The organism is Streptomyces sp. NPDC029169 (genome assembly GCF_055563935.1).
Genome location: NZ_JBVHXA010000011.1, coordinates 1 through 18,338, shown reverse-complemented (window position 1 = coordinate 18,338; position 18,338 = coordinate 1). Strand labels below are relative to the sequence as shown.

11 protein-coding genes, 1 tRNA gene and 1 rRNA gene are annotated in these 18,338 nt (G+C 70.3%); 2 read left to right on the top strand and 11 right to left on the bottom strand.

Features of this window, described 5'->3' with window-relative positions:
- Positions 1 to 15: 15 nt before the first annotated feature.
- Positions 16 to 780, top strand: a complete 765-nt coding sequence (locus tag ACZ4VI_RS21050) for an SDR family NAD(P)-dependent oxidoreductase (RefSeq protein ID WP_468001193.1) — start codon at positions 16 to 18, stop codon at positions 778 to 780.
- Here ACZ4VI_RS21050 and ACZ4VI_RS21045 read toward each other — a convergent pair.
- The 9 genes from ACZ4VI_RS21045 to ACZ4VI_RS21005 form a co-directional block, all read right to left on the bottom strand.
- Entirely contained in the window at positions 728 to 1,042 is a 315-nt protein-coding gene (locus ACZ4VI_RS21045; protein ID WP_468001191.1) for a hypothetical protein, read from the bottom strand. The genes ACZ4VI_RS21050 and ACZ4VI_RS21045 overlap by 53 nt on opposite strands.
- Positions 1,043 to 1,295: 253 nt before the next feature.
- Positions 1,296 to 1,679 (bottom strand): helix-turn-helix domain-containing protein, encoded by a 384-nt coding sequence (locus ACZ4VI_RS21040; RefSeq protein ID WP_028963738.1) that lies wholly within the window; start codon positions 1,677 to 1,679, stop codon positions 1,296 to 1,298.
- Positions 1,680 to 1,788: 109 nt separating this feature from the next.
- Positions 1,789 to 2,298, bottom strand: a complete 510-nt coding sequence (locus ACZ4VI_RS21035) for a CinA family protein (protein WP_468001189.1) — start codon at positions 2,296 to 2,298, stop codon at positions 1,789 to 1,791.
- Positions 2,295 to 3,146: a CDP-diacylglycerol--glycerol-3-phosphate 3-phosphatidyltransferase gene (pgsA, locus tag ACZ4VI_RS21030; protein ID WP_468001187.1), complete on the bottom strand. Its 852-nt coding sequence runs from the start codon at positions 3,144 to 3,146 to the stop codon at positions 2,295 to 2,297. Before pgsA ends, ACZ4VI_RS21035 begins: the two co-directional genes overlap by 4 nt.
- Positions 3,143 to 4,675 (bottom strand): 30S ribosomal protein S12 methylthiotransferase RimO, encoded by a 1,533-nt coding sequence (gene rimO / locus ACZ4VI_RS21025; RefSeq protein WP_468001185.1) that lies wholly within the window; start codon positions 4,673 to 4,675, stop codon positions 3,143 to 3,145. The genes pgsA and rimO overlap by 4 nt, the downstream gene beginning before the upstream one ends.
- Before the next feature lie 73 nt (positions 4,676 to 4,748).
- A complete protein-coding gene (locus ACZ4VI_RS21020; protein WP_468001183.1) occupies positions 4,749 to 5,573 on the bottom strand; it encodes a helix-turn-helix domain-containing protein in 825 nt (274 codons plus the stop codon).
- A 208-nt stretch (positions 5,574 to 5,781) separates the two neighbouring features.
- Complete coding sequence (locus ACZ4VI_RS21015) at positions 5,782 to 8,589, bottom strand: DNA translocase FtsK (protein WP_468001181.1); 2,808 nt, start codon at positions 8,587 to 8,589, stop codon at positions 5,782 to 5,784.
- A 127-nt stretch (positions 8,590 to 8,716) separates the two neighbouring features.
- The gene (locus ACZ4VI_RS21010) at positions 8,717 to 9,391 is read right to left on the bottom strand and encodes a response regulator (RefSeq protein WP_361680772.1); all 675 of its coding nucleotides are present in this window, start codon (positions 9,389 to 9,391) and stop codon (positions 8,717 to 8,719) included.
- A 241-nt stretch (positions 9,392 to 9,632) separates the two neighbouring features.
- Positions 9,633 to 15,137: a HAMP domain-containing protein gene (locus tag ACZ4VI_RS21005; protein WP_468001179.1), complete on the bottom strand. Its 5,505-nt coding sequence runs from the start codon at positions 15,135 to 15,137 to the stop codon at positions 9,633 to 9,635.
- Positions 15,138 to 15,404: 267 nt separating this feature from the next.
- On the opposite strand from ACZ4VI_RS21005, the gene ACZ4VI_RS21000 reads away from it, so the two are divergent.
- Entirely contained in the window at positions 15,405 to 18,056 is a 2,652-nt protein-coding gene (locus ACZ4VI_RS21000) for a SpoIIE family protein phosphatase (protein WP_468001177.1), read from the top strand.
- A 107-nt stretch (positions 18,057 to 18,163) separates the two neighbouring features.
- Here ACZ4VI_RS21000 and ACZ4VI_RS20995 read toward each other — a convergent pair.
- Positions 18,164 to 18,239 (bottom strand) — tRNA-Thr (locus tag ACZ4VI_RS20995).
- A gap of 4 nt (positions 18,240 to 18,243) precedes the next feature.
- A 5S ribosomal RNA gene (gene rrf / locus ACZ4VI_RS20990) occupies positions 18,244 to 18,338 on the bottom strand; the annotation flags it as partial.

Genomic DNA, 18,338 nt, shown 5'->3' with positions numbered 1-18,338 from the left:
TCGTACGGTCCGTTCATGGCCCTCACGGCGTACGACTTCACCGGCCGCACCGCCTTCGTCACCGGAGCCGCGAGCGGAATCGGCCGCGCGACCGCCACGCTCCTCGCCCAGGCGGGCGCCACCGTCCACTGCGCGGACCGCGACGAACCCGGCCTCCGCGCGACCGCGAAACTCGTCTCCGAGCAGGGCGGCACGGCACACACCCACGTCCTGGACGTCACCGACCGCGCAGCCCTCGCCGCCGCCGTGGCGAGCGCGGGCCCGCTGCACACCATGGCCGCCGTCGCCGGGATCATGCACACGAGCACGGTCCTGGAGACCCGCGACGAGGACCTCGACCGCGTCCTCGCGGTCAACTTCAAGGGGGTGCTCTACGCCTGCCAGGAGGCTGCCCGCTCGATGATCGCGACCGGCACGCGCGGCTCCATCGTCACGATGGCCTCGGGCGCCATGGACACCGCGAGCCCGGGCCTGCTCTGCTACAGCGTCACCAAGGCCGCCGTGGTCCAGCTGACCAAGACGCTGGCCACCGAGGTCGGCCCGCACGGCATCCGGGTCAACGCGATCGCCCCCGGCTGGATCCGTACGCCCATGACGGACCGCCATGAGCCCGCCGCGCAGCAGCAGGCGGAGGCGGCCATGGTCCGCCACTCCCCCCTGGGCCGGGTGGGCGAGCCGGAGGACATCGCACACGCGGTCCTCCATCTCGCGTCCGACGCCGCCTCTTTCACGACGGGTCAGATCCTCCGCCCCAACGGCGGCGTCGCGATGCCGTGGTGACCTGTGCACCTCCTGCGTCCCCAACGGCCCGTGCGGCGCGCCCACGCCCCGCGCGCGCCCGGCCGCCCACGGCGGCGGACGCCGTCACGTGCACCGGCAGCAGACTCAGCCCCCAGCCACCGGCCGCGACCGCCCCCTCCACCAGCCCCGACTGCTCGGGGACCAGCGCCAGTCGCAACACCGCCCACCACCACAGCCCGCCGGCCACCAGCCCGCCCGTCCCCCACACGAGCGTCACCAGCGGAACCCGTCGCCGTACCATGGCCGCCTCCTCCGGTCGACGCTAGACCGGCCGTATCACCCGGCGGGAGGGCGCACCGGAGGCAGACCCGGCGCACGGGGGCTCTTGACGACAGACATGCGGATTCTCCAACCAGTCGTACGTTCTCCCCACGATGCACGAACCGCGAAAGCCGGGCATCTCGAAACCAACTGATTGAAAGAAGCACGAAAAGGACGAAAGCCCCGCCCGATGCCCCGCAGGGGACATCGACCGGGGCCTTCGCCCACTTCGGTCAGGCAGCGACGACGTCCACCGCTTCCGCGGGCGCCTTGATGGTCACCCGCTCGGTGGGCACACCTGCCACCGACGTCACCGACACCGAATTGAGCATCGGGCGTACCGGCGCCGACACCGGTTCGCTCGCCGCCGCCGACTCGGCCAGTTCGGCCAGTGACAGCTCGTCGCTCACTTCACGCATGAGCTCGGACATCCGTACGTCCAGCGCGTCGCAGATCGCGGAGAGCAGCTCGGAGGAAGCCTCCTTCTGCCCCCGCTCCACCTCGGAGAGATAGCCGAGCGAAACTCGGGCGGACGAGGAGACTTCGCGCAGAGTACGGCCCTGGCGCTGGCGCTGCCGACGCAGCACGTCACCCAACAGGCGACGGAGCAGAATCATCGGTGGCTCCCTCCTCGGACCGCGTAGCCGCATCCTTCACGCCCCACCGTACCGCCTCGCGCTGCGGCCGTGCGGGGAGCGATGTCGTGTTCACTCAGGGCTGCAAACATCAATTCCCCCCGTTCTGTTCCGTATCCTGTGCCCGCGCATTTCCCGAGAGTTCGTCGCCGAGCAGTTCCAGCACGCTCCGTACACTCTCTCTACGGATTTCCGCACGGTCGCCGTTCAACCGCAATGCGGCCACTTTCCCGGCCCCCACGGGCCCCGCCACCGCCACGTACACCGTGCCGACGGGCTGTCCGTCCTGCGGTTCGGGCCCGGCCACACCGGTCGTCGCGACGCCCCAGTCGGCCTCGAGCCGGAACCGCGCACCCACCGCCATCTGCAGCGCGACCTCGGGATCGACCGCTCCGCGCTCCGCCAGGAGGGTCTCGTCGACCCCCAGAAGATCCTGTTTGACGGCCGTGGCGTACGCCGTGACGGACCCGCGGAACGATTTCGACGCTCCAGGTACGGCAGTGAGCTCCGCGGCCAGCAGACCGCCCGTGAGGGACTCCGCGACGGCGAGGCTCTGACCACGCTCCGCAAGCAGATCCAGTACCCGGGCGGCCGCGTTCATCGTGCCGATCCCGCCGCCGGACCCGTCGTGGACGTATCGGACGCCCCTGGCGCCCCTGGCGCCTCGTCCGCCGCCCCGGTGCCGGGCCCCTTCGCCGGCCCCGGCACAGGCCGCTCTCCGGACACAGCGCCCGGTTCGGCCCCCCGCTCGGCCGGCACCTCAGCAGTCCGCTCAGTCGGCACTTCAGCCGCCCGCTCAGCCGCCCGTTCCTCCGCCAGCCCCTGGCGCCGCAGCACGATCGCCTGCCGCACGTAGTCCAGACCGGTGACGACCGTCAGCACGACGGCCACCGCCATCACCCAGAAGCGCAACGTCGCAAGTGGACCGGTGAGCACCAGCACGTACATGCCGACCGCCGTGCCCTGCGCCAGCGTCTTCATCTTGCCGCCGCGGCTGGCCGGAATCACCCCGTGCCGGATCACCCAGAACCGCATCAGCGTGATCCCGAGCTCCCGCGCGAGGATCACGATGGTCACCCACCAGGGCAGGTCCCCGAGCGACGACAGACAGATCAGCCCGGCCGCCATGATCGCCTTGTCGGCGATCGGGTCGGCGATCTTGCCGAAGTCCGTGACCAGGTTGTACGCCCGCGCCAGATGGCCGTCGAAGACGTCCGTGATCATGGCGACAGCGAACGCGGCCCATGCCCAGGCGCGCCAGACCGGGTCGTGCCCGCCGTCCTGGAGCAGCAGCACCACGAAGGCGGGAACGAGCACCAGCCGCATCATGGTGAGGATGTTGGCGATGTTCCACAGGCTGGCCTGGTTGACGGCCGCCGAGCCCAGCTTGCCACCGGGCGCGGGCCGCCTACCGGTCCCGCCCGCCGCGGATGCCGGGGCTCCGGTCATCTGCCCGCCTCCTCGACTTCGGGGGCCTGGGGGCCGCTCCCCAGAAGCTCGCAGTACTCGGCCACCAGGTCGACGCCTTCCGTTCCCACGACCTTCGCCTCGACCATACGGCCGGGAACCAGATTCCGGCTCGCGGCGGAGTCCGCGGTGATGACGACCTGGCCGTCCGTCTCGGGCGCCTGGTGGGCCGCACGGCCGATCACGCCGTCCTCGTCGTCGATCGATTCGACGAGTACTTCCAGGGTCTCTCCGATCCGCTCCTCCGCACGCTGGGCGGTGAGCTCCTCGGCGAGCCGCGAGAGACGGGCGAGCCGCTCGTCCACGATCTCCTGGTCGAGCTTGTGCTCGTACGTGGCGGCTTCGGTGCCGTCCTCGTCCGAGTAGCCGAAGACGCCGATGGCGTCGAGGCGGGCGTGCGTGATGAAGCGTTCCAGCTCGGCGAAGTCCGCCTCGGTCTCGCCGGGGAAGCCGACGATGAAGTTGGACCGGGCACCGGCCAGCGGGGCCTTGCCGCGGATCGTCTCCAGGAGCTCCAGGAAGCGGTCGGTGTCGCCGAAGCGGCGCATCGCCCGCAGCACGGCCGGGGCGCTGTGCTGGAAGGACAGGTCGAAGTACGGGACGACCTTCTCGGTGGAGGTCAGCACGTCGATGAGGCCGGGCCGCATCTCGGCGGGCTGGAGGTAGCTGACCCGGACCCGCTCGATGCCGTCCACGGCCGCGAGGTCGGGCAGCAGGCTCTCCAGGAGGCGGATGTCGCCCAGGTCCTTGCCGTAGGAGGTGTTGTTCTCGGAGACCAGCATGACCTCCTTCACCCCCTGCTCGGCGAGCCAGCGCGTCTCGTTGAGGACGTCGGAGGGACGCCGCGAGACGAAGGAGCCACGGAAGGACGGGATGGCGCAGAAGGAGCAGCGGCGGTCGCAGCCGGAGGCGAGCTTCACCGAGGCGACGGGGCTGCGGTCCAGACGGCGGCGGAGCGGGGCGCGCGGCCCGGAGGCCGGCGCAAGGCCGTCGGGAAGATCAGCGGGCACGTTCTCGGGCGCCTCGACGGGGGCCGCGGCGCCGTGGCCGGGGAGGGCAACGGCTGCGGCGGCCTCCTGCCGCTCCACCGGGGACAGCGGCAGCAGCGTGCGGCGGTCGCGCGGGGTGTGGGCCTCCACGCTGCCGCCACTGAGGATGGTCTGGAGCCGGTTGGAGATGTCGGCGTAGTCGTCGAAGCCGAGCACGCCGTCGGCTTCGGGCAGGGCGTCGGCGAGCTCCTTGCCGTACCGCTCGGCCATGCAGCCGACGGCGACGACGGCCTGGGTCTTGCCGTGATCCTTCAGATCATTGGCTTCGAGGAGGGCGTCGACGGAGTCCTTCTTGGCGGCCTCGACGAATCCACAGGTGTTGACGACGGCGACATCGGCGTCCTCGGCGTTCTCGACGAGCTCCCAGCCGTCCGCTGCCAAGCGGCCTGCGAGCTCCTCCGAGTCCACCTCGTTACGGGCGCAGCCAAGAGTGACAAGGGCGACGGTGCGGCGTTCGGGCATGGGCTCAAGACTACTTCGTCCCGGCCGTACCCCCGCCGCGCAGGGTTCACCTGCGCGACGGCCGCCCGGAAGATCATCCGGCCTCGGGGTCGCCCTTGGTGTACGAGAGCCGCTCGACGGCACCCGACTCGAACTTCTCTTCGATCTTCTTGCCGTTCACGAAGAGCTCGATCGGGCCGGCGTTGCCCAGGATCAGGTCGACGCGCTCGTCGTCCTGGAAGGTCTTGGACTCGCCCGCGAGGAGGAGCCCGTCGAAGAGCAGCTTGCCGTCGCTCGCCTTGGCCGAGATCCAGCTCTTGTCGTCGATCGCGGTGAGCTTGACCGTCACCTTGTCCTTGGGGACGGCGGCGATGGCGCTCGGCACGGGCTTGGGGGTCTTCGTGGGCTTCACGGTCGGGCTGGTCGTCTTCTTCGCCGGCGCCGGACCCTCGGCGACGGCGCCGGCCCCGCCCTGGGTGTCGTTCCCGCTGAACATCGTGAAGCCGACGAAACCGACGACGGCGACGATCGCGGCCACCATGGCCGCGGTCCAGTTGGGGCGACGCGGCTCGGGGCGGATACGTTCCGCCTCGAAGAGCGGCGCGGCGGGGGTCGGTGCGGGCCGTCCGCCGTGCTCGGCGTCGTACTGCTCGATCAGCGGCGCGGGATCGGTGCCGACGGCGCGCGCGAGCGTACGGATGTGCCCGCGGGCGTAGACATCGCCGCCGCAGCGCGAGAAGTCGCCCTCCTCGATCGCGTGCACGATCGGGATGCGGACCCGCGTGGAGGCACTGACCTCGTCGACGGTGAGACCGGCGGCGATCCGGGCCTGCTGGAGGGCACGACCGATCGAATCCCGGTCGTCTGCCGGGAAGTTCCGGTCGTCTTCGGGGGATTCGGGGGAGTTGCCGATGGACACGAGAGCGCCTTTCGAGCGTGTAACCACCTGCTGGACGTTCAGTCTATGGGTGGTACGAAAGGGTGGGGCAACCGGGCGGACTCAGTTTGTACGCCATGAGGCTGGGACATCCTTCTGTCCCTCCCTCCAACTTGACGTACGGCCAAGGGAAACGGTTGCCCCTGTTCCCTTACGAGTGAGTCTCGGCCCGGTCTCGTTCCGGCCAGGTCTACGGTGCGCCTTCCCCGCGGATGACGGCCAGTACCCCGTCCAGCTCGTCCGGCTTGACAAGCACGTCCCGCGCCTTGGACCCCTCGCTCGGTCCGACGATGTTCCGTGACTCCATCAGGTCCATCAGTCGGCCGGCCTTGGCGAAGCCGACGCGCAGCTTGCGCTGGAGCATCGAGGTCGAGCCGAACTGGGTGGAGACGACCAGCTCCGCGGCCTGGCACAGCAGGTCGAGGTCGTCGCCGATCTCCTCGTCGATCTCCTTCTTCTGCTTGCTGCCGACGGTGACGTCGTCCCGGAAGACCGGCGCCATCTGGTCCTTGCAGTGCTGCACGACAGTCGCGACCTCGGCCTCGGTGACGAAGGCGCCCTGCATGCGGACGGGCTTGTTCGCACCCATCGGCAGGAACAGACCGTCACCCTTTCCGATGAGCTTCTCGGCTCCGGGCTGGTCGAGGATGACCCGGCTGTCGGCGAGCGAGGAGGTCGCGAACGCGAGCCGCGACGGCACGTTCGCCTTGATCAGACCGGTGACGACGTCCACCGACGGCCGCTGGGTGGCGAGCACCAGATGGATGCCGGCCGCACGCGCCAACTGGGTGATGCGGACGATGGCGTCCTCGACGTCGCGCGGGGCGACCATCATCAGGTCGGCCAGCTCGTCCACGATCACCAGCAGGTACGGATAGGTCTTCAGCTCGCGCTCGCTGCCCTCGGGCAGCTTGACCTTGCCGTTGCGGATGGCCTCGTTGAAGTCGTCGATGTGCCGGAAGCCGAAGGCGGCCAGGTCGTCGTAGCGCAGGTCCATCTCGCGCACGACCCACTGCAGGGCCTCGGCGGCCCGCTTGGGGTTGGTGATGATGGGCGTGATCAGGTGCGGGATGCCCTCGTACGCGGTGAGCTCGACCCGCTTGGGGTCGACCAGCACCATCCGGACGTCCTCCGGGGTCGCTCTTATCATCACCGACGTGATCAGGCAGTTGATGCACGAGGACTTTCCGGAGCCCGTGGCACCGGCGACCAGGATGTGCGGCATCTTCGCCAGATTGGCCATCACATAGCCGCCCTCGACGTCCTTGCCGAGCGCCACCAGCATCGGATGGTCGTCGCCCGCCGCGTCGGCCAGCCGCAGCACGTCGCCGAGGTTGACCATCTCCCGGTCGGAGTTCGGGATCTCGATGCCGACCGCGGACTTCCCCGGGATCGGCGAGATGATCCGCACGTCAGGGGAGGCCACGGCGTACGCGATGTTCTTCGTCAGCGCCGTGATCTTCTCGACCTTGACCGCGGGACCCAGCTCGACCTCGTACCGCGTCACCGTCGGACCGCGCGTGAAGCCGGTGACGGCCGCGTCGACCTTGAACTCGGTGAACACGTTGGTGAGCGCGTCCACGACGGCGTCGTTCGCGGCGCTGCGGGTCTTGCCCGGCCCGCCGCGCTCCAGCAGATCCGTCGAGGGCAGCGCGTAGGTGATGTCCCCGGAGAGCTGCAGCTGCTCCGCTCGGGGCGGCAGGTCGGTGTGCTCGGGCGCCGGCTTGGTGAGATCCGGTACGGCTCCGGGCAGGCGACCGGCCTTCTCGCCGCGCGCGGTCGGCACCGGGGCGGCCGGCGGAGCCTCCGCGACCTCGGCCGCCCCGGCTTCGGCGGCGGCTGCCGCGACCGCGGCGGCGCGCTCGGCGGTGACGTCCCGGGTCAGCCCGGCGACCAGCGGGGAGGGCGGCATTCCGTTGAGGACGGCACCGTCGAGGGCGGCGGCGGCCGCGGCGGCGACGTCCACGGCGTCCATGGGCCGGTCGAAGGCCGGCTGCACGGAGGGCCGGCGCGGGCGCCGGCGCCGGGTGAGCGCCTCCTCCTCGGCCTGGTCGACGTCGTACACCTGCTGGGGTCCGGGCGCGGCGCGCCGCGCCCGGGGGGCGGACTGCGGGGCGGCCTCGCGCCAGTCGTCCTCGTACTCCTCGCCGTCGGTCTCGGGGTCGTACGCCGGCTCGACCAGGCCGAGTCTGGCGCCGAGCGCCCGCAGGCGCTGCGGGATGGCGTTGACGGGCGTGGCGGTGACGACGAGCAGTCCGAAGACCGTGAGCAGGACGAGCAGCGGTACGGCGAGGACCTCGCCCATCATGAAGATCAGCGGCTTGGACGCGGCCCAGCCGATGAGCCCGCCGGCGTCCTGCATGGCCTTGGTGCCCTCACCGCGCCCCGGGGAGCCGCAGGCGATGTGGACCTGGCCGAGCACGCCGATGACGAGGGCGGAGAGACCGATGACGATCCGGCCGTTGGCCTCGGGCTTCTCCGGGTAGAGGATCAGCCGGATGCCGATGGCGCCGACCAGCAGAGGCACGAGCAGGTCGAGGCGGCCGAAGGCGCCGGTGACGAGCATCTCGACGAGGTCGCCGACCGGGCCGCGCAGACTGGACCAGGTGCCGGCGGCGACGATCAGCGCGACGCCGAGCAGCAGCAGCGCCATGCCGTCCTTGCGGTGCGCCGGGTCGAGCCCCTTCGCCCCGCGCCCTATGCCCCGGAACACGGCCCCGACGCCGTGCGCGAGACCCAGCCAGAGCCCGCGTGCCAGCCGGTACACGCCCCCGGTCGGGGACGGCGCGGGCTTGGGGGCGGCCTTCTTCGCGGCGGTCTTCTTCGCGGGCGCGCGCTTCGCGGGTACGGCTTTCTTCGCCGCGGTCTTTTTCGCGGCGGGCTTGGCAGGCGACTTCGGGGGCGCCGCTTTCTTCGCGGCGCCGCTCGTACGGCCGGCGCGCGGCTTCGCGGTGCCCGCCGTGCCCTGGGAACCCTTGCCGGACGTACGTGAGGCCATGATGCTGAGGTTACCGGTGTGAGCGGCGTCGGACACGTGCCCGTCCGGGCTCACCCGTTCGTGTCGTCCGTACGCGGGCGTGAAACTGACGCCCGCTCACTGCGGGCGGTCGCATCCTGACGTTACGTCAGCTCTGCGAGGGGAGAACGGTCGGGCCGCCCGCGCCGGGCTCCAGGGCGTCCAGGGCCCGCCGCAGCCCGGTGAGCTTGCGCTCCAGGTGCGCGGCGGTGGCGACCGCTGCGGCGTCGGCCGAGTCGTCGTCGAGCTGCTTGGACAGCGCCTCCGCCTGCTCCTCGACCGCCGCGAGGCGGGCGGAGAGCTCGGCGAGCAGCCCGGCGGACTCCTTGGCGTGACCGCCGTGGCCGCCGCCCTCCAGCTGGAGCCGGAGGAGCGCGGCCTGCTCACGCAGCTGGCAGTTCTTCATGTACAGCTCGACGAAGACCGAGACCTTGGCGCGCAGCACCCACGGGTCGAACGGCTTGGAGATGTAGTCGACCGCGCCCGCCGCGTAGCCCCGGAAGGTGTGGTGCGGGCCGTGGTTGATGGCGGTGAGGAAGATGATCGGGATGTCCCGGGTCCGCTCGCGCCGCTTGATGTGCGCGGCGGTCTCGAATCCATCCATTCCCGGCATCTGGACATCCAGCAGAATGACCGCGAAGTCGTCGGTCAGCAGCGCCTTGAGCGCTTCCTCCCCGGACGATGCCCGCACCAGCGTCTGATCGAGCGCGGAGAGAATGGCCTCCAGCGCCAGCAGATTCTCCGGCCGGTCATCGACCAGGAGGATCTTGGCCTTCTGCACCATGCCCCGTCCTCCTCGCCCCGGCATCGGTTCCCCCCGACTCGCCGAGCCGGGGGACGCACCGGGCGCCGCCCCAGAAGACGACTCCCATGCGCCGTCCGTCCTTGTGCCGGTCATGGTAGCCGCACCCCGCCTGTCGCCACACCCTGTCACCACGATGTCACTGTGCACGTAGCAGAAACGTGGTGAGAGACCAGAAGGTTCCCCGGATCCCGCCCTCTCACACGCCCTCGGCGACAGTCCGTCAACAACCCCCGGTTCCGTTTCCGCGCATCCACTCCTCCATCACGGAGAGGAGATGATCGGGGTCGACGGGCTTGGTGACGTAGTCGGAGGCACCCGACTCGATCGCCTTCTCCCGGTCCCCCTTCATCGCCTTCGCGGTGAGCGCGATGATCGGCAGCCCGGCGAACTGCGGCATCCGGCGGATCGCCGTCGTCGTCGCGTACCCGTCCATCTCGGGCATCATGATGTCCATCAGAACGACCGTCACATCGTCGTGCTGCTCGAGCACTTCGATGCCCTCGCGGCCGTTCTCCGCGTACAGCACCGCGAGACCGTGCTGCTCCAGGACGCTGGTGAGCGCGAAGACGTTACGGATGTCGTCGTCCACGATCAGCACCTTCTCGCCGCTGAACATGAACGTACGGCGCGGCTCGGAGTCCACGCGGTCCTCGTCGGCCGCCGTCTGCTCGCCCTGACCGCCCCTGCCGGGCTGTCCCGGCAGCGCCGGCCGCTCGCCGACCCCGGCCTGCGCCGCCTTGCGCCGGTGCCGGAACAGCGCCCCCGCGCCGGAGCGCAGATCGGCCGCCATCGGCGAGGGCGGGAACGGCGGCATCTCGTCGACCGAGCCGTCCTCCAGACCCGACCGCGGGTCCATTGAGCCCGGCTCGCCCGGCCCGTACCCGTGCGGCGGCAGCCCGCTCGGGCTCAGCGGCAGATAGAGCGTGAACGTGGAGCCGCGGCCCGGCTCGCTCGCCGCGTAGATCTCGCCGCCGAGCAGCCGCGCGATCTCCCGGCTGATCGAGAGCCCCAGACCCGTACCGCCGTACTTGCGGCTGGTCGTCCCGTCCGCCTGCTTGAACGCCTCGAAGATCACCCGCATCTTGCCGGCCGCGATCCCGATGCCGGTGTCCGTCACCGAGAACGCGATCAGCTCGGCCTCCGGGTCGCGCAGCGAACCGGACTCCAGGAGCTGCTCCCGGATCGACTGCGGCACATCCGTCCCGGCCGGCCGGATCACCAGCTCCACGGCGCCGCTGTCGGTGAACTTCACCGCGTTGGACAACAGGTTGCGCAGCACCTGGAGCAGACGCTGCTCGTCGGTGTGGAGCGTGGCGGGCAGTTCGGGCGAGACCCGGACCGAGAAGTCGAGCCCCTTCTCCGCGGTCAGCGGCCGGAAGGTGGCCTCCACGTAGTCGACGAGCTGCACGAGCGCGATACGGGTCGGGGAGACGTCCATCTTGCCCGCCTCGACCTTGGACAGGTCGAGGATGTCGTTGATCAGCTGGAGCAGGTCGGAGCCCGCGCCGTGGATCGTCTCGGCGAACTCGACCTGCTTGGGCGAGAGGTTGTGGTCCGCGTTGTCGGCGAGCAGCTTGGCCAGGATCAGCAGCGAGTTGAGCGGGGTGCGCAGCTCGTGCGACATGTTGGCCAGGAACTCGGACTTGTACCGCATGGAGACGGCGAGCTGTTCGGCGCGCTCCTCCAGGACCTGCCGGGCCTCCTCGATCTCGGTGTTCTTCACCTCGATGTCCCGGTTCTGCCGGGCGAGCAGTTCGGCCTTCTCCTCCAGCTCGGCGTTGGAGCCCTGGAGTTCCTTCTGCCGGTGCTCCAGCTCGGCGGAGCGCTCGCGCAGCTGCTCGGTCAGCTCCTGGGACTGCTTGAGCAGCACCTCGGTCTTGGTGTTGACGCTGATGGTGTTGACGGTGGTGGCGATCAGCTCGGCGAGCTGGTTGAGGAAGTCCCGCTGGATCTGGGTGAAGGGCTGGAAGGAGGCCAGCTCGATGACGCCGAGGACCTTCCCCTCGAAGAGGACGGGGAGCACGATCACATGCGCCGGGGCGGCCTCGCCGAGACCGGAGGAGATCTTCAGATAGCCCGGCGGCACATTGACCTGGATCGTCCGCTTCTCCTCGGCGGCCGTCCCGATGAGCGTCTCGCCCGGCCTGAACGAGGTGGGCATGGAACCGGCGGAGTAGCCGTAACTGCCGCGCATCCGCAGCTCGTACGAGCTCTCCCCGGACCCGCCGAGTTCGGCGCTGCCCGTCGCGGCCGCGGTCGGCATCGCCACGAAGAAGGCGCCGTGCTGGGCGGAGACGACCGGGGTCAGCTCGCTCATGATGAGCGAGGCGACGTCGTCCAGATCGCGCCGGCCCTGCATCAGACCGGAGATCCGGGCCAGGTTGCCCTTCAGCCAGTCCTGCTCCTCGTTGGCGAGGGTGGTGTCGCGCAGGTTGGCGATCATGGTGTTGATGTTGTCCTGGAGCGCCTGGATCTCGCCCGCCGCGTCCACGCCGTCGATCTTCAGGTTCAGATCGCCGCGGGTCACCGCCGTGGCGACGGCCGCGATCGCGCGGACCTGCCGGGTCAGGTTCCCGGCCATCTCGTTCACGGACTCGGTCAGGTCGCGCCAGGTGCCGTCGACGTCCCGGACGCGGGCCTGGCCGCCGAGGATGCCCTCCGTACCCACCTCACGGGCCACGCGCGTGACCTCCTCGGCGAACGAGGACAGCTGGTCGACCATCGTGTTGATGGTGTTCTTCAGCTCCTGGATCTCACCGCGCGCGTCGATGTCGATCTTCTTGGTGAGGTCACCCTTGGCGATGGCGGTCGTGACGGCGGCGATCTGGCGCACCTGACCCGTCAGGTTGGAGGCCATCGAGTTCACCGACTCGGTCAGGTCCTTCCAGGTGCCCGAGACACCCGGCACCCGTGCCTGGCCGCCCAGTTCGCCTTCCGTACCCACCTCGCGGGCGACTCGCGTCACCTCGTCCGCGAACGAGGACAGAGTCGTCACCATCGTGTTGACGGTGTCGGCGAGCTCGGCGACCTCGCCGCGGGCCTCGACCGTCACCTTCTTCGTCAGATCGCCGTTGGCGACCGCCGAGGAGACCCGGGAGATGTTCCGCACCTGACTCGTCAGGTTGTTGGCCATCAGGTTGACGTTGTCGCTCAGGTCCTTCCAGATGCCGGTGACCCCGCGCACCCGTGCCTGGCCGCCGAGGATGCCCTCCGTACCCACCTCACGGGCCACGCGCGTGACCTCGTCCGCGAAGTTGGACAGCTGGTCGACCATCGTGTTGACGGTCGTCACCAGCTCCAGGATCTCGCCCTTGGCGTCGACGGTGATCTTCTTCGACAGATCGCCCTTGGCGACCGCCGTGGTGACCTCGGCGATGTTCCGCACCTGCGAGGTCAGGTTGTTGGCCATGAAGTTCACGGACTGGGTGAGGTCCTTCCAGGTGCCGGAGACCCCCTGCACCTCGGCCTGACCGCCCAGGATGCCCTCCGTACCCACCTCACGGGCCACCCGCGTCACCTGCTCCGCGAAGCTGGAGAGCTGGTCGACCATGGTGTTGAGGGTGTTCTTCAGCTCCAGGATCTCGCCGCGCGCGTCCACGTCGATCTTCTGCGACAGGTCACCGCGCGCCACCGCCGTGGCGACCCCCGCGATGTTACGGACCTGGGCGGTGAGGTTCCCGGCCATGCCGTTCACCGAGTCGGTCAGATCACGCCACACTCCGGCGACGCCCGGCACCTGCGCCTGACCGCCCAGCCGGCCGTCCGTACCCACCTCACGGGCGACCCGGGTGACCTGGTCCGCGAACGCGGACAGCTGGTCGACCATCGTGTTGATGGTGTTCTTCAGCTCCAGGATCTCGCCGCGCGCGTCCACGTCGATCTTCTGCGACAGATCACCGCGCGCCACCGCCGTCGTCACCTGGGCGATCTGCCGCACCTGGGACGTCAGGTTGCCGGCCATGAAGTTGACGGAGTCGGTGAGCTCCTTCCACGTACCGGAGACGCCGTCGACCCGCGCCTGGCCGCCGAGGCGGCCCTCCGTGCCCACGTCACGCGCCATCCGCGTCACCTGGTCGGCGAAGGAGGACAGCTGCGACACCATCGTGTTGACGGTGTTCTTCAGCTCCAGCATCTCGCCCGCGACGTCGACCGTGACCTTCTGCGACAGATCGCCGTTGGCGACCGCCGTCGTCACCTGCGCGATGTCCCGCACCTGACCCGTCAGGTTCCGGAACGCGGTGTTCACCGAGTCGGTGAGGTCCTTCCACTTCCCCGCCACACCCGGCACCTCGGCCTGACCGCCGAGCAGACCCTCGACGCCGACCTCCCGGGCCACCCGGGTCACCTCGGAACCGAACGCCGACAGCTGATCGACCATCTTGTTGACGGTGTTCTTCAGTTCCAGCATCTCGCCGGCCACGTCGACCGTGACCTTTCGCGACAGATCACCGTTGGCGACCGCCGTCGTCACCGTCGCGATGTCCCGCACCTGCGTGGTGATGTTCCGGAAGACCGTGTTGACCGAATCGGTCAGGTCCTTCCATGTACCCGCCGCGCCCGGCACCTTCGCCTGACCGCCGAGCAGACCCTGCGCACCGACCTCACCGGACACACGCGTCACCTCGTCGGCGAACGTGCGGAGCGTCTCGGTCATCTGGTTGATGGTGTCCGCGAGTTGCGCGACCTCGCCGCGCGCGCTCACGGTGACCTTCTGCGAGAGGTCACCATTGGCGACCGCGGTCGTGACCTCGGCGATACCCCTCACCTGATTGGTGAGATTTCCCGCCATCGTGTTGACGGAGTCGGTGAGGTCCTTCCACACGCCCGCGACACCCGCGACCTCGGCCTGACCGCCCAGCTCGCCCTCAGTGCCCACCTCGCGCGCGACCCGGGTCACCTCGGAGGAGAACGAGGACAGCTGATCCACCATCGTGTTGACGGTGTTCTTCAGCTCCAGCATCTCGCCGTCGACATGCGCCGTGACCTTCTGCGACAGATCGCCGTTGGCGACCGCCGTCGTCACGAGAGCAATGTCACGTACCTGAGCCGTCAGCCGGTACGCCATCGTGTTGACGGAATCCGTCAGATCCTTCCACGAACCGGACATACCGCGCACCTGAGCCTGACCGCCCAGTTTGCCCTCGGTACCGACCTCCAGAGCGACCCGCGTCACCTCGTCGGTGAACGCCGACAACTGGTCGACCAGGTTGTTCACGGTCCGCGCGACCTTCAGGAACTCCCCGCGCAGCGGCCGCGCCGCCCCGTCCGGACCGTACGAGCGCAGCTCCATCCGCTGGTCGAGATCGCCCTCGGCCACCGCGGAGAGCACCCGACCCACCTCGGACACCGGCCGCGTCATGTCGTCGACCAACGCGTTCGCGGCCTCGATCGCCGCCGCCCAGGCGCCCTCGCTGGGCCCCGCCTCCAGCCGCTCGGACAGCTTGCCCTCGCGCCCCACCATGCGCCGTACCCGCGACAACTCGCCGGTCAGATGCATCTGCCGGTCCGCGACCTCGTTGAAGACGGCGGAGATCTCCGCCATCACCCCGTCGCCCGACACGGTCAGCCGCTTACGGAAGTTCCCGTCCCGCATGGAGACCAGGGCAGCCAGAAGCCGCTCCATGGCCGCCGCGTCCACCTGCACCGTCCCACCGCTCCGGGGCCGTCCGCCCTTCGCGCGCGTCGTGCCGCCACCACCGCGCCGCGCCGCCGTGCCAGACTCCACCGTGTCCCTCCCGAAGGGGTTGACCGTACTGCCCGGGCCGTCACCACAAGCCTGCCCAGTGTTTCACCGCTGGCGAACCTGGCGATAACAGTTCGGCAGCTTCGCATAGCGTCCCCGCCCTGGGGGGACGGAAACAGCGGCGACCGGCATCCGCTCGGACAGCGAAGGTAAGTAACCTGGCATCCGGCTGTCCAACCGCCCCCGGCCGCCCGGCAGGGGCGGTATGGCGCGAAACGACCACCGGGCAGCGGGAGGGGCAGACCGACCATGGCGGAGCCGGGCGTCGAAACGCGTACGAGGAGTTCTGTGATCACCGCGCGGGCGGCTGCCACTTTCGACCCCGTCGGGCGGTCCGTCGCGACCGCCCGCGCCTTCGTCCGGGACACCCTCCAGGGCTGGGGATACGCCGAGGTCGTCGACGACGCCGTCGTCCTCACCAGCGAACTCGTCACCAACGCCGTCATCCACGCCGGCACCGCCGCCGACGTCCTCTGCCTGCGCAGCGACGACGGCATCCGCGTCGAGGTCGCCGACCGCTACCCCGAGCGCGAGATCCCCGTCCAGGGCGGCCGCACCGTCGCCCACCCCGACCGCGAGAACGGCCGGGGCCTGCTCCTGTGCGCCGCCCTCGCCACCCGCTGGGGCGTGGAGTACACCCCCACGCACAAACATGTCTGGTTCCAGCTCGATCTCCCCGAGCGCCCGATCGGCACCCGCTCCGCCGGACCGGTCCTCCCCGACGCCCTCCTCCCGGCCGCCGACAGCCGCGTCCGCGTCGCCGTCGCCCAGATCGACCGCGGCGGAGCCATCACTGTCTGGAACGAGGACGCCGAGGAGCTCTTCGGCTACAGCGCCGAGAAGGTCACCGGCAAACCGCTCGGCGACCTCGCCGCCTGGCCGCACACCCCCGGCATCAGCACCGGCCTCGCCGAGGCCCTGCGCCTCTCCCGCTGGGAGGGCAGCTACGGAATCCGCTGCGCCGACGGCCGCGTCATCCCCGTCTACGCCTCCCACCTCCGCGTCCGCGACTCCTCCGGCGAACCCTCGACGGTCTGTCTGCTGGTACGGGAGTACGAGCGCGCCGTCCTCCAGACCCCCCAGCGCCCCGCCGTCTCCGACGCGGGCTCCGAGAGCCGCGCCACGGACCCCTTCGAGGTCTTCATCGGCTCCCCCGCCCCCGACGACCTCGACGGCCTCCTCCAGCGCACGGTGGAACGCGCCCGCGACATGCTCGACGGCGACTCCGCCTTCCTCCTGCTCGCCACCGACGACGAGACCGAACTGGAAGTACGAGCCACCACCGGACTCCCCTCCGCCCGCCAGCGGTTCGCCCGCGTCCCCGTCGAGACCGGCGCCAGCCGCTACGGCTCCGCACGCATGCCGGCCGTCCACGAGGACCTGGCCGCCGTCCCCGGCGCCGTCCCCCTTCTCGAAGGCACCGGCATGCGCTCCGTCGTCACCGTGCCGCTCAAGGTGGAGGGCCGCCTCACCGGCTCCCTCGGCGTCGCCGCCGAAAGCTCCAACCGGTACTCCAACGAGGAGGCCCTGCGCCTCCAGTTCGCCGCCGACCGGATCGCGCTGGCCGTCGAGTCGGCCCGCCTCGGCGAACTCGAACGGCTCCGCCGCGGCTCGCTCAGCTTCCTCGTCGAGGCCTCCGACCTGCTGGCCGGCACCCTCGACCGCGACCAGACCCTGGCCCTCATGGCCCAGATGACCGTCCCGACCCTCGCCACCTGGTGCGCCGTCTACACGATCGCCGACCAGGCCTCGGACCCGTACCTCTCGTACGTCCTGCACGAGGACGAGGACCGCATCGACGGACTGAAGGCCCTGCTGTCCTCCATCGCCCCGCCGGACCCGGTGCCCACCCCCGGCGCCCGCGTCTGGACGGCGCCCGGCGAGGCCGCCCACCGGGCCGCACTCTCCACCTCGATGCGCGAACTCGGCCACGGCAGCGGCCCGTTGTCCTCCGGTATCGACACCACGCTCGCCACGGCGGCCGCCGTCGGCGGCGAGACGGTGGTCCTGCCGCTGGTCGCCCGCAACCGCGTCATCGGCATGCTCACTCTCGGGAAGCCCTCTGACGACCACTTCCGCCAGGAGATCCTGGAACTCGCCGAGGACCTCTCCCGCCGGGCCGCCCTCGCCCTGGACAACGCCCGCCTCTACTCCGAGCGCATGGCGATCAGTCAGTCCCTCCAGCGCAGCCTGCTGCCCCCCGGCCTCCCCCAGATCGACGGCGTCGAGGTCGAGGTCATCTACCGCGCGGCCGGCGAGGGCAACGAGGTCGGCGGCGACTTCTACGACCTCTTCCCGATCCGCGACAACGCATACGGCTTCGCGATCGGCGACGTCTGCGGTACGGGCCCGGAAGCCGCGGCCGTCACGGGCCTGGCCCGGCACGCCCTGCGCCTCCTCGCCCGCGAGGGCTTCGGCGGCCCCGCCGTCCTGGAACGGCTCAACGCGGCGATCCTCGACGAGGGCGCCCGCAGCCGCTTCCTGACGCTCCTCTACGGCGAGATGTGGCCGCAGGAGGACGGCTCGGCGATCCTGAAGGTCGTCTGCGCCGGCCACCCTCTGCCGCTCCGCCTGCGCCAGGACGGCACGGTCGTCCCGGCCGCCGACCCGCAGCCGCTCCTGGGCGTCCTGGACGACCTGGAGCTGTACGAGCAGACCATCACCCTCGAACCGGGCGACGTCCTGCTCTGCGTCACCGACGGCGTCACGGAACGCCGCGAGGGCACGAGGATGCTCGGCGACGACGGCCTGATCGAGGTCCTCAAGACGTGTACGGGCCTGACGGCCGGCGCGGTCGCCGCCCGCATCCTCCGCGCGGTCGAACGCTTCGCCCAGGAGCCCGCCTCGGACGACATGGCCATCCTGGCGATGCGCCTCCCGGAGCCCCTGACCGGCAACTGATCGGGCGGCTGAGACCCTCCGGGGTCTCAGCCGCCATCGCGCCGGCCCACACACAACGCAAAACAAAGAAGGCCCCCGCCTCAAGGCGGGGGCCTTCTTTGTTTCACTGGAGCCCTTTAACGGAATCGAACCGTTGACCTTCTCCTTACCATGGAGACGCTCTACCGACTGAGCTAAAAGGGCGGGAGTTCGGCGGCGTCCTACTCTCCCACAGGGTCCCCCCTGCAGTACCATCGGCGCTGAAAGGCTTAGCTTCCGGGTTCGGAATGTAACCGGGCGTTT

What these genes read in the sequence shown, in the direction of transcription:
- ACZ4VI_RS21050 (WP_468001193.1), top strand. Translation starts at nt 16, where the DNA reads ATGGCCCTCACGGCGTACGACTTCACCGGCCGCACCGCCTTCGTCACC.
- ACZ4VI_RS21045 (WP_468001191.1), bottom strand. Translation starts at nt 1,042, where the DNA reads ATGGTACGGCGACGGGTTCCGCTGGTGACGCTCGTGTGGGGGACGGGC.
- ACZ4VI_RS21040 (WP_028963738.1), bottom strand. Translation starts at nt 1,679, where the DNA reads ATGATTCTGCTCCGTCGCCTGTTGGGTGACGTGCTGCGTCGGCAGCGC.
- ACZ4VI_RS21035 (WP_468001189.1), bottom strand. Translation starts at nt 2,298, where the DNA reads ATGAACGCGGCCGCCCGGGTACTGGATCTGCTTGCGGAGCGTGGTCAG.
- pgsA (WP_468001187.1), bottom strand. Translation starts at nt 3,146, where the DNA reads ATGACCGGAGCCCCGGCATCCGCGGCGGGCGGGACCGGTAGGCGGCCC.
- rimO (WP_468001185.1), bottom strand. Translation starts at nt 4,675, where the DNA reads ATGCCCGAACGCCGCACCGTCGCCCTTGTCACTCTTGGCTGCGCCCGT.
- ACZ4VI_RS21015 (WP_468001181.1), bottom strand. Translation starts at nt 8,589, where the DNA reads ATGGCCTCACGTACGTCCGGCAAGGGTTCCCAGGGCACGGCGGGCACC.
- ACZ4VI_RS21010 (WP_361680772.1), bottom strand. Translation starts at nt 9,391, where the DNA reads ATGGTGCAGAAGGCCAAGATCCTCCTGGTCGATGACCGGCCGGAGAAT.
- ACZ4VI_RS21000 (WP_468001177.1), top strand. Translation starts at nt 15,405, where the DNA reads ATGGCGGAGCCGGGCGTCGAAACGCGTACGAGGAGTTCTGTGATCACC.